We start from the raw sequence: 12,418 nt of genomic DNA, 5'->3' as shown, positions 1-12,418 counted from the left end.
TGGGGGTGACGGCAGCCGCCGTCACCCCCAGCGGTGCGCCCGCTCAGCCGAGCCGCTCGTCCAGCAGCCGGATCGCCTTGCCGCTGCGCGGGTTGACGGTCAGCCCGGTCGGGCCGACCCACTCCACGGCCAGCGGGTGGACCGCCCCGCGTGCCACGTGATCGGCGAAGAACGGACGCAGCACGTCCAGTTGCTCGGCCAGCGCCACGGCCAGCGCCTCGCGCCCGGCCGCCTGCGGCGTGCTGTCGGCCAACCGCAGAACCATCTGGTCACGCCCGTCGTGGTGGCGCAGCACCACCTGCACGCCGCCGACCCGGCCCTGCGTGTCGGCGCCCGCCACCAGCGCCCGCACGTCCTCCAGGTAGACGGTGACCGGTCCCACCCGGGCCCCCTCCTCGGCGCGGCCCAGCAGCCGGAAGGTGCGGCTGGGGAAGTCCACCCACTCGGCCATGTCCCCCACCGGATAGCGGATCACCGGCGTCAGCCGCCGCACCAGGTCGGTGGCCACCACCCGCCCGGCCCGCCCCGGCTCCTCGATCGGCTCACCGGTCTCCGGGTCCAGCAGCTCCACCACCTTCTCGGGGGTGAGGACTTGGTGCACCCGGTTGTCGAACTCCCCGGCCACCGGCGAGGCCAGCACGCCCGCGTCCACACTCGCGTAGCCGATGGAGCGCACCGTGATGTTCGGGAACGCCTGCTTGATCAGGGGCAGTTGGTCGTCATGGAAGGCTTCGCCGCTGAACAGCGCGAGCCGGATCAGCGGCAGCGTTCCCACGGTGTCCACCACCTCGCGGGCGAGCCGGGAGAGCGAGGTGGGCAGGGCGGCGATCACGGTGGCGGAGAAGTCCCGCAGCGTCCCGACCACCTGTTCCGGCGTGGCCGCGCCGCCGATCGGCAGCTGGACGGTGGGGACCGACGCCTCCTGGAAGAGGTTGAGGGTGAAGATGAAGCTGGAGTACAACTCCCCGGCATAGAACAGGTTCGCCACCCGGTCCCCGGGCCGCACCCCGGCAGCCGGCATCCCGTCGCTGAACCGGCGGGCCATCGCCCGCCACTCCGCGCGGGTGTAGAACGAGATCCGGGGCATCCCGGTGGTCCCGCCGGTCTTGAAGACGATCCCGTCACCGTGCGGACCGGTCAGCAGCCGGCTGTCCGCGACCGTGTGGGCGTCCCAGAACGCGGTGTGGTCGATGAGCGGGAGGGAGGGGAGATCGGCGACCGCTGCGGGCAGGTGCGCGTAGAGGTCGCGGTAGAAGGGCGAGTGCGCCCGGGCGAAGGATATGAGGTCCGCGAGGTCCGCCGGGTCCGCCGGGTTCGCAGGGTCCGCCGGGTTCGCAGGGTCCGCAGCGTTCGCAAGGTGAGCGTCAGTCATGGTGTCACTTCCGCCTAGTGGTCAGGACGGTGGTCCTGTGATCACTCTAGGACGGGCAACGGCGCTGTGATCAACCGGGTCTGACGGTTCGTCTCTTCTCTTGTGCGATCCCCGAATCACCGTCAGGGCCGAGTGACCACGCTGGGGCCCTCGACGGACGGGGCCGGGTCCACGATCGACGACGGCGACGGACTGGTGATGCCCGGGGAGCGGGCGGGCTGCACCGGCGCCGGGGCCGACGAGTGGCCGGGCAGCAGCACCAGCACGCACCCGGCCGCCACCGCGGCGGCCACGCCCAGCGCGCCTAGGGCGATCCCGCGCACCCGGCGCACTCCCCAGCCGCGCCCCTGCGGCGGCACGTCGTGGCGCAGGTCGGCATGCGTGACGAGCGCGGCACGGGCGGCCAGTGCGGCGCGCAGCCGGTCCTCGGTCGCGGACCGGCGGTCCTCCTCGGCAGTGGGATTCATCGGTCCGCCTCCAACTTCTTCGCCAGGATGTCCAGCGCGCGGCTCGCGGTGGACTTCACCGTGCCACGCGCCAGCCCGAGCGTCTGCGCGATCTGCGCCTCGGTCAGCTCCGACCAGTACCGCAGCACCAGCACCTCTCGCTGGCGCCGGGTCAGTTGCCGCATGGCGTCGATGACCTGCCGGTGCTCCTCGGCGAGCAGCAGCCCCTCTTCGACGGGCGGCCCGTAGCCCTCGTGCGGCGGCGTGAAGGCACGGGCGGTGCGGCGCTTGCGCAGCACGGAGCGCGAAGCGTTGAGCACCGCGGAGTGCAGATAGGCCGCGGGGTCCTGGAGCCCGTCCAGCGAGCTGCCGTGGGTGCGGCACAGGGCGGCGAAGGCGTCCTGGACCACGTCCTCGGCGGTGTGCAGGTCATCCACCAGGAAGAGCGCGAGCCGCACCATGTCGAGTCGCCGTGCCCAGTACAGCTCGGTCAGCGTGGGCGGTTGCCCGTCGCCGTACGGCGCCGCGACCGCCCGCAGCCGGCGTGCAGGTCGCGGCCCGTCCTCGGTCCGGGGCAGGCCGGACACCGGGGAGGTCTGGGGCAGGCGGGCGAGCAGCCGGGACCACCAGGTCGGCGCTGCGGGAATGGCGTACTGCATGGGCCTCGATCCGGTCGCGGGAGGGGTGGGCGGGCCTGCGCGCGGCCCGCCCACCCCGTGGTGGTGCTGTTGCTGCTACTTCTGGACGCCGGTGCCGGGGTTGAGCACCTGGGGCGCGTTCCCGGCCGGGGCGGACCCGACGGCGGGCCGGCCCGCGTTGCTCGACTGGCCCGGCGAGACGACCTTAGGGGTACCGGCGGAGCCGGCAGCGCCCGGCGTGACGACCTGCGGCGTACCGGCGGACACCGACCCGCCCGGCTTGACCACCTGCGGAGTGCCGGCAGCCGCCGACCCACCCGACGTGACCACCTGCGGGGCGTTGTCCCCGGTGCTGGTGACCTGCGGCGCGGAGCTCGAGCCACCGGAGTCGGCGACGGCCTGCGCGGCGAAGCCACCGCCCAGCAGCAGCGCGACACCGGTGACGGTGCCTACGACCCGGGCGCGGGGACGATAGTTCCGCTTGGCGTGCAGAGACATGGGACTCTCCCGAGGAAGTAACGGAAAACGGTCTGGAACAGCAGCTGAAGGGCGCCTTCAACCCACTAGACGCACGGCACTGCCCGAGGTTGCGACCGGTTCCGAAAAAGTTTTCCGCAGCCGCGGCAGGCGGGTTTCTACAGGCGCAGCAGGCGGTCCGCGGCGGCCAGGCGATCCAGCACGAGGGCGGTGGCCGGGCTGACCCGGCCGCAGTCGCCGTGGGTGAGCCAGGCGAGTTCGGCGATCTCACGGCCGGGGGCGGGGATGCCGGTGTGGCCGGCGGCGTAGCAGGTGAGGCGGACGGTGCTGCCCGGGGGCTTGCCGTGGGCGGGGGCGTGGACGGTCAGGACGGGGGTGATGGTGGCCGGGTCCAGGGTCACCCCGAGTTCCTCGCCGATCTCGCGGACCAGGGCCTGCTCGTCACTCTCGCCGGGTTCGGGCTTGCCACCGGGCAGGTAGAAGGCGGCCGTGCCGTGGGTGCGGGCGGCGAGGATCCGGCCGTCGTCCAGCCGGAGCCACGCCACCTTCGCTATCGCGTCGGGCATCGTCGGCGGCTCAGCTCGCGGTGGGGGCGCCGGGCACCCGGCGCTCGCCGCCGTTGCGCTGCTGCCAGGCCCGGTAGACGTCGACGGCCGCCTCGCTGGGCCGGTAGCTCATCGGCAGCCGCCGGTCCTGCCATTCCTTGGCGAACTCGCCGTAGAAGGTGCCCAGTTCGAAGTACTTGCGGTCGTCGACGTAGTGGGGTTCGTAGTCGTCGCGCTGGGTGAGGAAGACGACCTCGTCGGGGCTGCAGTAGTAGAGCGAGCCCAGGCACATCGGGCAGGGGTGGGCGAGGACGTAGATGGTGGCACCGGTCAGGTGCTCGGTGCCGAGCTTGGTGCAGGCCTCGCGGATGGCGAGGATCTCGGCGTGCGCGGTGGGGTCGTTGGTCTGGGCGACCAGGTTCGGGCTCTCCGCGAGGATCCGGCCGTCCTTGACGATGACGGTGGCGAAGGGGCGCCCGCCCTCCTCGACGTTGCGGCGGGCGAGGTCGATGGTGCGCTGTGCGTAGTCCACGTTGCTGCTCCTTGGCGGTGTCTCTGGGTGAGGTGCTTCTCAGGGTTCTTCTCGGGGTGCTTCTCGGGACAGGCGGGCCGGGGGACGGTGCACCCCCGGCCCGCCTGTCCGGCTCAGAACGGCTTGGTGGGCAGGTACTTGCCGTCGAGGGTGATGACCGCGCGCTCCCCGCCCTCGGGGTCGGCGACCTTCTTCACGTCGAGCTTGAAGTTGATCGCGCTGATGATGCCGTCGCCGAACTGCTCGTGGACCAGGGCCTTGAGGGTGGTGCCGTAGACCTGGAGCATCTCGTAGAAGCGGTAGATGGTCGGGTCGGTGGGGATGCCGCCGGGGATGCTGCCGCGCATCGGCACGGTCTGCAGCAGCAGGGCGGCGTCCTCGTCCAGCCCCAGCAACTCGGTGACGGCCTTGGCCGCGTCGGCGGGCAGCGGGTGCTGGCCGAGCAGCGCGGCGGTGGTGAACGCCACCGACAGGCCGCTGGCGTCGGCCAGCTGCTGCCAGCTGAGGTCCTTGCGGGTCTTGGCCTCGACGGCGGCGATCGCCAGCTGCTGGCGGGCGTTCGGGTCGGCCTGTGCGTGCATCATGGGGAATCCTTCTTCTGACGGAGTTCTTCGGACGGAGTTCTTCTGCGGGAGGTGGCGATCCGGCTCGAACGCCCGGATCGGGTGTCGGGGGTGGCGGTGTCAGCCGGCCAGGGCGACGAACTGCCCTTCGGCGGAGTCGAGTTCCTCGACCGCGCCGGAGCCGATGTCGTAGACCCAGCCGTGCAGGCGCACCGTGCGCTGCGCCAGGGCGCGGACGACCACCGGGTGGGTCATCAGGTTCGCCAGCTGACCGCGCACGTTGGCCCGGACCAGCGCGGCGACCCGGTCGGCCCGGGTGGCGTGCTGCTCGGCGTCAGTGCGGGCCTTGGCCGCGTCGGCGTGGCGCAGCCAGCCGGCGACGGCGGGCAGCCGGTCGAGCGAGCCGTCCGAGGCCAGCGCGGTCATCGCGCCGCAGTCGGAGTGCCCGCAGAGGACCACGTCCGCGACGCCCAGCACGCCGATCGCGTACTCGATGCTCGCCGCGATGCCGTCCGCGCCGGGCGCATAGGGCGGCACCAGGTTGCCCGCGGTGCGGATGACGAACAGCTCGCCCGGTTCACGCTGGGTGATCAGCTCCGGTACCACCCTGCTGTCCGAGCAGCCGATGAAGAGCGCGGTCGGCCGGTGGACGGTCGCCAGCCGCGCGAAGAGTTCCGCCCGGACCGGGAAGACGTCCTGCTTGAACCGCTTGAATCCGTCCGCGATCTCGTTCACGACTGCGCTCCTTCTCAGTGGCCCTGCCCCTTCGGCCTGACGCGTTCCACCCTGCCCGAGCTGCACCTATAGTGTCCAAGACGCAGTGACCATCGGAGCTATTCGCCACACCTATAGTTGTTCCCATGGAACTGCGCCACCTCCGGTACCTGCTCGCGGTCGCCGAGCACGCGAGCTTCACCCGGGCCGCCGAGGCGCTGCGCGTCTCGCAGCCCACGCTCTCCCAGCAGATCAAGCAACTCGAGCGGCAGCTCGGCGTCCAGCTCCTCGACCGGACCGGACGCACCGTGCGGCTGACCGACGCCGGCCAGAGCTACGCCCACTACGCGCGCCTGGCCCTGCAGGACCTGGCGGCGGCGGAGCGCTCGGTACTGGACGTCCAGGACCTCACCCGCGGCACCCTGCGCCTGGCGGCCACCCCCACGCCCACCGCCTACCTGATCGGTCCGCTGACCGCCGAATTCCACCTTCGGTACCCTGAAATCACCCTGGAGATCCAGGAGTTGACGCAGGATCAGCTCGAGTCGGCGCTGCTCGACGACCGGCTCGACCTCGGCATCGCCTTCAGCGGCGAGCATCTTCCGCAGCTCGCCGCCCAGCCGCTGTTCAGCGAGACCCTCGGCCTGGTCGTCGGCGCCGCGCACCCGTACGCGCGGCGCCGGGATCCGCTGCCGGTCGCCGACCTGCACTCCCACCGACTCGCCCTGCTCAGCCCGGACTTCGCCACCCGGCGGCACATCGACCGGTACTTCGCCGAGCACGGCTGCCGACCGCAGGTCAGCGTCGAGGCCAACACCATCACCGCGCTCACCGAACTCGTCCGCAGAACCGCGCTGGCCACCGTCCTGCCCGAGGCCATCACCCGCGAACACCCGGACCTGCACCCGGTCCGCCTCGACCCGGCCCTGCCCGCCCGCACCGTCACCCTGCTGCGCCGGGACACCGCCTACCAGAGCGCCGCCGCCCGCGCCTTCACCGCGCTCGCCACCCGGCCGGCGGCCGGCGGAGAGTAAAACCCGCTGGCCGCAAGGCCGGTGGCCGTCCGGCGACGCTTTCGTTGCCTCCGATTCATGTGCCGTACAGCGAAGTTGTCCAGACAAGTTCCCTGCCGCTGGCCCACCTTTCTCGGTAGTCATGACCCACGAGTGCAGCGCGGTGCTGGCTCCGCGCTGCCCCGAAGAAAGGTCCTCGCATGTCCCCGATCTCCCGCCGGGCGCTGCTCGGTTCGGCCGCCGCCATCGGTGCCGGCAGTGCGTTCGGTGTGCTCCCCGGTTCGGTCCGCCGAGCGATGGCTGCGAGCACCGGGGGCGGTTCGCTCTCCTCGGTGAAGCACGTGGTGATCCTCATGCAGGAGAACCGCTCCTTCGACCACTACTACGGCACCCTGTCGGGCGTGCGCGGCTACGGCGACACCTCGCTGCTGCGCTTCCCGAAGGGCTCCAACGTCTGGAACCAGAACACCAAGGGCTCGGCCGGCGGCGGCAGCATCCTGCTGCCCTGGCACCTGAACACCGCGCTGACCGACGCCCAGCAGGTCGAGGACCTCGACCACTCGTGGAGCGGCACCCACGGCGCCTGGAACGGCGGGCTGAACAACAACTGGATCCCGGAGAAGACCGGGTACACGATGGGCTACTACAACCGCACCGACCTGCCGTTCCACTACGCGCTGGCCGACGCCTTCACCATCTGCGACCAGTACTTCTGCTCGGTCCAGGGCCCGACCAACCCGAACCGGCTCTACCAGTGGACCGGCATGATCGACCCGAACGGCACCGCCGGCGGCCCGGTCACCGACAACAGCGAGGCCGGCTACTCCTGGACCACCTACCCGGAGATGCTGCAGGACGCGGGCGTCTCCTGGCGGGTCTACCAGGAGGCGGACAACTTCGACGACAACCCGCTGGCCTGGTTCACCCAGTTCCAGAACGCCGCGACCAGCGACCCGCTGTACGTCAACGGCATGGCCCGGGTCAGCGACATCGCGGGCGCGATCACCTCGGACATCGCGGCCGGCACCTTCCCGACCGTCTCCTGGGTGGTGGCCCCCACCGCCCAGTGCGAGCACCCGGCCAACCGCCCCGCCGACGGCGCCGACTTCGTCAGCGGCGTGCTGGCGGCCATCGCGAGCGACCAGGCCACCTGGGACTCGACCGTGGTCTTCTACAACTTCGACGAGAACGACGGCTTCTTCGACCACGTCGCCCCGCCGACCGCGCCGTCCGGCACCACCGACGAGTTCGTCAGCGGCCTGCCGATCGGCATGGGCCCGCGGGTGCCGATGACCGTGATCTCGCCCTGGTCCACCGGCGGGCGGGTCTGCTCGCAGACCTTCGACCACACCTCGCCGCTGCGCTTCGCCGAGCTGGTCACCGGCGTGCGGTGCACCAACATCTCGGACTGGCGCCGCGCCGTCTCCGGCGACCTGACCAGCGCCTTCACCTTCGGTGTGAGCCCGGTGGCGTTCCCCACCAACCTGCCGAACACCGCCGCGCTGGTCACCGCCGCGAACAACGAGAAGTCGCTGCCCGCCCCGACGGTCCCCAGCGCGGGCGCGCTGCCCGCCCAGGAGTCCGGCGACCGCGGCGCGCAGTCGCTCGGCTACGTCTTCAACACCACCTCCTGGACCGACACCTCCACCGGCCGGATCTGGTTCAAGACGGTGTCGGCGGGTGCGCTCGCCGGTGCCTTCACGGCCTACACGGTCAACGACCGCACCTACGCGGCCTGGCCGTACACCTGCGCGGCCGGCGGCTCGATCTCCGACTACTTCTCCGCCAAGACCTACGGCGGCGGCCCGTACGACATCGACCTGCACGGCCCCGACGGCTACCTGCGCGGCTTCCAGGGCAACGTGCTGACCTGGTCGAGCAGCACCAAGGCGCACCCCGAGGCGTACGTGGTGGACGCGCAGGACGGCGCCACCCTGACCCTGACGCTGAGCAACGCGGGCTCGGTCGCCGCGGTCTTCACCATCAACCCCAACGCGGCCTACCTCGCCTCCGGCGGCTCGGCCACCCAGGTGACGGTCGCGGCCGGCGGCACCGCCACCGCCACGCTGCACGCCACCAGCGCGGGCCGGTACGACTTCACGGTCACCGCCAACACCGGCGACGGCTTCGCCCGCCGCTTCGCCGGGCGCCTGTACGCCCAGTAACCCGGTAGCCCGGTAGCCCAAGTCCGGGGGTGCCCGACAACGACGGCCCCGCATCCGTGCGGACGCGGTGCCGTCGTACGGCCCGGCAGGACGGTTCGTCGGGCCCGCCGGGCGGGGGGCGGTCAGGCAGGCAGCGCCTGCTGGGGCTCCGCGGCCAGGCCGGTCGTCCCCGCCCGCACCTCGTCCGCCGGTTCGGTCGCGGTGCGGCGCGGTGCGGCGAGGACCGTCAGCGCCGCGACGGCGATCACCGACGCGCCCACCCAGAGCGCCGGGACCAGGCCGTCCACGTAGCGCCGAGCGCTGCTGTAGTCCCCGTGCGCGGTGAAGACCGCGGTGAGGACGGCGACGCCGAGCGCACCGCCCACCTCCCGCAGCGCGTTGTTGATCCCCGAGGCGACGCCCTGCTCCTGCGGGCGGACCGAGCCCATCAGCAGCGTGGCGACCGGGGCGAAGAAGAGCGCCATCCCGACCCCGGACATGACCAGGGCCGGGACCTGCGCGGCGTAGCTGACGTCGGCCGTGGCGACCGCCGCGAACCAGCCGAGGCCGAGCGCCTGCAGGGCGAGCCCGGCGGCGATGATGTTCCGGCCGCCGATCCGGTCCGCCAGCAGCCCGGCCACCGGGGCGACCAGCATCGGCATCCCGGTCCACGGCAGCATCCGCACGCCCGCCTCCACCGGGCTGAACCCCTGCGCCGCCTGCAGGAACTGGCTGAGCAGGAAGATCGCCCCGAACATGCCCAGGGACATCAGCGTGGTGGCCGCGTTGACCGCCGAGAAGGCCCGGCTGCGGAACAGCCGCAGCGGCAGCGCCGGCGCCGAGCTGCGCCGCTCCCAGGCGAGGAAGGCGATCAGCAGCACTCCACCGCCGATCAGGCCGGTCAGCACCGGGGCGCTGGTCCAGCCGTCGTCGTTGCCCCGGATGACGGCGTAGACGATGCCGAAGAGCGCGGCGCTGACCAGGGCGGTGCCCGTGGCGTCGAGCCGGCCGTTCGGGCCCACGCTCTCGGTCAGCCGCAGCCGGGCGAGCGGCAGCAGCAGCAGGCCCAGCGGAACGTTCAGGGCGAATATCCACTGCCAGGACAGGTGCTCCACCACGGTCCCGCCGATCAGCGGGCCCATCGCCACGGCCATTCCGTTGACCGCGCCCCAGGCGCCGAAGGCCAGCCCGCGCTTGGCCGCCGGCACCGCCGCGGTGAGCAGCGTCAGGCTGACCGGCGTGAGCATCGCCGCGCCGACTCCCTGCACGGCCCTGGCCGCGATCAGCGCGTTGATGTTCGGAGCCAGGGCGGCCGCGAGCGAGGCGAGGGTGAAGACCCCGAGCCCCACGGTGAAGATCCGGCGGCGGCCGAACCGGTCACCGAGCGCCGCGCCGAACAGCAGCAGGACGGCGAAGCTGAGGGTGTAGGCGTTGACGGTCCACTCGAGGTCGCTGATGCCGCCGCCGAGATGGCGCCGGATGGCGGTGAGTGCGGTGGTGACGACCAGGTTGTCCAGCGCGGCCATGAATCCGGCGGTGCTGGTGATGACGAAGGCCCAGATCGCCGGGCTGCCTCTGCGCATGACGGAACTCCTCACGAGAACCAGGTGGTGCTGACAGGAGATAGGTAGTAATTGCTCAATAACTTTCGTGGGCAGAAAGAGCCCAGGACCACCGGGCGCGCGGCCAAGCGCCGGTCCGGCCGCAGCCCGCCGCTACCCGCAGCGGTCACCCTTGATCCCGAACCCGTCCCAGATCCGGTGGTCGCGCGGAAAACCCATGGCGAGCAGCGTGTTGATCAGCATCCCGTGCGCGAAGAACTCGGTGACCTTCTCCGTGCTCATGCCGGAGGCCTCCTGCACGGAGTCCCAGAGGTCGAGCCAGAGCGCCCGTACCGCCTCCCCCACCTCCGCCTCCCCCTGCGCCTCCATGGCGGCCGTGGAGACGTACATCTGCATCTGCATCAGCAGCAGGCTGCGGTCGGCCAGCAACTCGAGATACGCGTCACCCATCGCCGCGGCCCGGGCCTCCGGATCCTCCAGCCCCTCGACCGCCCCGATGAGCGTCGCCTTGACGTCGTGCACGCAGCGCCGCACCGCCGCCTCGAACAGCGCCCGCTTGCTCGGGAAGAGCCGGAACAGATACGGCTGGGAGACACCGACCCGGGCGGCGATCGCCTGGGTGGAGGTGCCGTTGTAGCCACGCTCGGCAAACTCGATCACCGCCGCGCGGATGACACTCTCGCGCCGTTCCTCCGCCGACATCCGCATGCTCGTCCTTGCCATGGAACTAAGTTATTGGTCACTCACTAACTTGGTCAAGGGGCTGCCCGGCGATTAGCGTCCCCCGTCATGACTCCCACGCTGCACACCGATCGGCTGCTGCTCGAACCGTACGCACCCACCGACGAGGACGACTTCGTGGCGCTCTTCATGGATGCCCGGGTCTCCCGGTGGATGGGCGACGGACCCTGGCCCGAGGCCGACTACCGCGCCGCGTTCGCCCGGATCTTCGCCCATGCCTACCAGCGCGAGCGCTTCGACGTCTGGGCGGTGCGCCAGGGCGGCCGCCTGGTCGGCCACGCGGAGATCAAGCCGGCGAAGGTCGTCGAGGGGCACGAGCTGGTCTACGCCCTCACCCCCGAGCTGTGGGGGCGCGGCCTCGGCACCGAGCTGGCGAGGGCCGTGGTCACCCACGGCTTCGGGACGCCGGACCTGGCGCAGGTCTACGCGACCGTGGCGGAGCAGAACGCCGCTTCGCTGACGGCCCTTCAGAAGCTCGGATTCCGGCAGCTCAGGGACCTCACCGAGGAGGACGGGAGCATCACCCGGCTGCTCTGCCGCGATCGGAGCGAGCAGCCCACCGGGCAGGGCTAGACCGCCCCCCTCCTGCCGCCCTTCCTCGAGATCAGGCCGCCGGTCGCCAGCCGAGCGCGGGGCCGAGCCTGGTGGCGATGTCCGTGAGGATCTGCAGGTAGTCGTCGCGCTGGAAGGTGAAGGGCAGCGCGAAGGCGACCTCGTCGACCTCGCGGAAGGCCGGGTGGGCGTAGAGCCGTTCGGCGATCTCCGCAGAGCTGCCGACGAGGTCGGGGGCGAACATCAGGCGGGCCGGCCCCTGCGGCGCGGCGGTACGCGGCGCCCGTTTGCGCGCGTACTCCTCGTACCTGGCGCGCTGCTCCCGGGTGGCGGTGTCGGTGGGGATGACGACCAGGCCCTGGGAGACCCGGGCGCGGTCGCCCTCGGGGTGGGCGGCCCGGAACGTCCTGATCTGCGACAGCTGGATCTCGGCGAAGTCCTCGGACTGCTCGGCCTTCACCACACTGCTGGTCAGCAGGTTCATCCCGTGCTCGCCGGCCCACCGCGCCGACCGCAGGCTGCCACCGCCGTACCACAACCGGCGCCCCAGGCCTGGAGCGTGGGGCTGAACGCGCTTCGAGAACTCCTCGAAGCCCTCGGTCCCGCTGAACTCGCTGACCGGCTCGCCCCGGACGAAGTCCAGCAGCCGCCGGACCCGGTCGAAGCCGAAGTCCTCGCTGTCGCCGGTGTCGGGGTAGAGCGCGCCCTTGACGTGGTCGTAGTGCGTCGGCGGCCCCACGCTGACCCCCGGGTTGAGGCGGCCGCCGGAGAGGATGTCGACCGTCGCCAGGTCCTCGGCCAGCCGCAACGGGTTCTCCCAGCCCAGGGGTATCACCGCCGTGCCCAGCTCGATCCGGCTGGTGCGCTGCGAGGCCGCCGCCAGGACGGCCACCGGAGAGGAGATGCCGTACTGCAGATGACGATGGCGCACCCACGCGCTGTCGAATCCGAGTTGCTCACCCAGGGCGATGAGTTCGAGCGTCGCCTCGTGGCCCCGCCCCGGGTCGTCCTCCTCGAACAGCCCGATCGTCAGGAAGCCCAACTTCCGTAGCGGCTCCGCCTCCAGCGGCACAGCTTCCTCCCTCGTCCGGGTCCTGGCCGGGTGCGCACCGAGCAGGC

The 12,418-nt window shown here is 71.8% G+C and carries 14 protein-coding genes; 3 read left to right on the top strand and 11 right to left on the bottom strand.

Going from position 1 to position 12,418, the window contains the following annotated elements; translation table 11 throughout:
• Positions 1-43 precede the first annotated feature (43 nt).
• The 8 genes from OG403_RS32065 to OG403_RS32030 form a co-directional block, all read right to left on the bottom strand.
• The gene (locus OG403_RS32065; protein WP_329570604.1) at positions 44-1,372 is read right to left on the bottom strand and encodes a phenylacetate--CoA ligase family protein; all 1,329 of its coding nucleotides are present in this window, start codon (positions 1,370-1,372) and stop codon (positions 44-46) included.
• 122 nt (positions 1,373-1,494) lie between these two features.
• Positions 1,495-1,839, bottom strand: a complete 345-nt coding sequence (locus tag OG403_RS32060; RefSeq protein WP_329570603.1) for a hypothetical protein — start codon at positions 1,837-1,839, stop codon at positions 1,495-1,497.
• Positions 1,836-2,477 carry an RNA polymerase sigma factor gene (locus OG403_RS32055; RefSeq protein ID WP_329570601.1) on the bottom strand — a complete coding sequence of 214 codons (642 nt, stop codon included), beginning with the start codon at positions 2,475-2,477 and terminating at the stop codon, positions 1,836-1,838. Before OG403_RS32055 ends, OG403_RS32060 begins: the two co-directional genes overlap by 4 nt.
• 75 nt (positions 2,478-2,552) lie before the next feature.
• Positions 2,553-2,954, bottom strand: coding sequence for a hypothetical protein (locus OG403_RS32050; RefSeq protein WP_329570599.1), 402 nt, complete (start codon positions 2,952-2,954; stop codon positions 2,553-2,555).
• Positions 2,955-3,091: 137 nt separating this feature from the next.
• Complete coding sequence (locus OG403_RS32045; RefSeq protein ID WP_329570597.1) at positions 3,092-3,499, bottom strand: NUDIX hydrolase; 408 nt, start codon at positions 3,497-3,499, stop codon at positions 3,092-3,094.
• Positions 3,500-3,509: 10 nt separating this feature from the next.
• Positions 3,510-4,010, bottom strand: a complete 501-nt coding sequence (locus OG403_RS32040) for a nucleoside deaminase (RefSeq protein WP_329570595.1) — start codon at positions 4,008-4,010, stop codon at positions 3,510-3,512.
• A gap of 113 nt (positions 4,011-4,123) precedes the next feature.
• Positions 4,124-4,594, bottom strand: a complete 471-nt coding sequence (gene cynS / locus OG403_RS32035) for a cyanase (RefSeq protein WP_329570593.1) — start codon at positions 4,592-4,594, stop codon at positions 4,124-4,126.
• Positions 4,595-4,693: 99 nt separating this feature from the next.
• Positions 4,694-5,308, bottom strand: coding sequence for a carbonic anhydrase (locus OG403_RS32030; RefSeq protein ID WP_329570591.1), 615 nt, complete (start codon positions 5,306-5,308; stop codon positions 4,694-4,696).
• Positions 5,309-5,433: 125 nt separating this feature from the next.
• Between OG403_RS32030 and cynR the strand changes: the two genes are divergently transcribed.
• Positions 5,434-6,321 carry a transcriptional regulator CynR gene (cynR, locus tag OG403_RS32025; RefSeq protein WP_329570589.1) on the top strand — a complete coding sequence of 296 codons (888 nt, stop codon included), beginning with the start codon at positions 5,434-5,436 and terminating at the stop codon, positions 6,319-6,321.
• 179 nt (positions 6,322-6,500) lie between these two features.
• Positions 6,501-8,465 carry a phosphocholine-specific phospholipase C gene (locus tag OG403_RS32020; RefSeq protein WP_329570587.1) on the top strand — a complete coding sequence of 655 codons (1,965 nt, stop codon included), beginning with the start codon at positions 6,501-6,503 and terminating at the stop codon, positions 8,463-8,465.
• Between the two features lie 122 nt (positions 8,466-8,587).
• On the opposite strand, the gene OG403_RS32015 is transcribed toward OG403_RS32020, so the two are convergent.
• Positions 8,588-10,027, bottom strand: a complete 1,440-nt coding sequence (locus OG403_RS32015; RefSeq protein ID WP_329570585.1) for a DHA2 family efflux MFS transporter permease subunit — start codon at positions 10,025-10,027, stop codon at positions 8,588-8,590.
• 132 nt (positions 10,028-10,159) lie between these two features.
• Entirely contained in the window at positions 10,160-10,729 is a 570-nt protein-coding gene (locus OG403_RS32010; RefSeq protein ID WP_329570584.1) for a TetR/AcrR family transcriptional regulator, read from the bottom strand.
• Positions 10,730-10,795: 66 nt separating this feature from the next.
• Here OG403_RS32010 and OG403_RS32005 point away from each other — a divergent pair, with 66 nt between their 5' ends.
• Positions 10,796-11,320, top strand: coding sequence for a GNAT family N-acetyltransferase (locus tag OG403_RS32005; RefSeq protein WP_329570582.1), 525 nt, complete (start codon positions 10,796-10,798; stop codon positions 11,318-11,320).
• Between the two features lie 31 nt (positions 11,321-11,351).
• On the opposite strand, the gene OG403_RS32000 is transcribed toward OG403_RS32005, so the two are convergent.
• Positions 11,352-12,371 carry an LLM class flavin-dependent oxidoreductase gene (locus tag OG403_RS32000; RefSeq protein ID WP_329570580.1) on the bottom strand — a complete coding sequence of 340 codons (1,020 nt, stop codon included), beginning with the start codon at positions 12,369-12,371 and terminating at the stop codon, positions 11,352-11,354.
• Positions 12,372-12,418 lie beyond the last annotated feature (47 nt).

The organism is Kitasatospora sp. NBC_01266 (genome assembly GCF_036242395.1).
Taxonomy (GTDB): domain Bacteria; phylum Actinomycetota; class Actinomycetes; order Streptomycetales; family Streptomycetaceae; genus Kitasatospora.
Note: the sequence above shows the minus strand (reverse complement) of the source record. Positions and strands in the feature narration are given on the sequence as shown.

Coding starts and splice junctions, on each gene's coding strand:
- OG403_RS32065 (WP_329570604.1), bottom strand. CDS start 1,372: ATGACTGACGCTCACCTTGCGAACGCTGCGGACCCTGCGAACCCGGCG.
- OG403_RS32060 (WP_329570603.1), bottom strand. CDS start 1,839: ATGAATCCCACTGCCGAGGAGGACCGCCGGTCCGCGACCGAGGACCGG.
- OG403_RS32055 (WP_329570601.1), bottom strand. CDS start 2,477: ATGCAGTACGCCATTCCCGCAGCGCCGACCTGGTGGTCCCGGCTGCTC.
- OG403_RS32050 (WP_329570599.1), bottom strand. CDS start 2,954: ATGTCTCTGCACGCCAAGCGGAACTATCGTCCCCGCGCCCGGGTCGTA.
- OG403_RS32045 (WP_329570597.1), bottom strand. CDS start 3,499: ATGCCCGACGCGATAGCGAAGGTGGCGTGGCTCCGGCTGGACGACGGC.
- cynS (WP_329570593.1), bottom strand. CDS start 4,594: ATGATGCACGCACAGGCCGACCCGAACGCCCGCCAGCAGCTGGCGATC.
- cynR (WP_329570589.1), top strand. CDS start 5,434: ATGGAACTGCGCCACCTCCGGTACCTGCTCGCGGTCGCCGAGCACGCG.
- OG403_RS32020 (WP_329570587.1), top strand. CDS start 6,501: ATGTCCCCGATCTCCCGCCGGGCGCTGCTCGGTTCGGCCGCCGCCATC.
- OG403_RS32015 (WP_329570585.1), bottom strand. CDS start 10,027: ATGCGCAGAGGCAGCCCGGCGATCTGGGCCTTCGTCATCACCAGCACC.
- OG403_RS32010 (WP_329570584.1), bottom strand. CDS start 10,729: ATGGCAAGGACGAGCATGCGGATGTCGGCGGAGGAACGGCGCGAGAGT.
- OG403_RS32005 (WP_329570582.1), top strand. CDS start 10,796: ATGACTCCCACGCTGCACACCGATCGGCTGCTGCTCGAACCGTACGCA.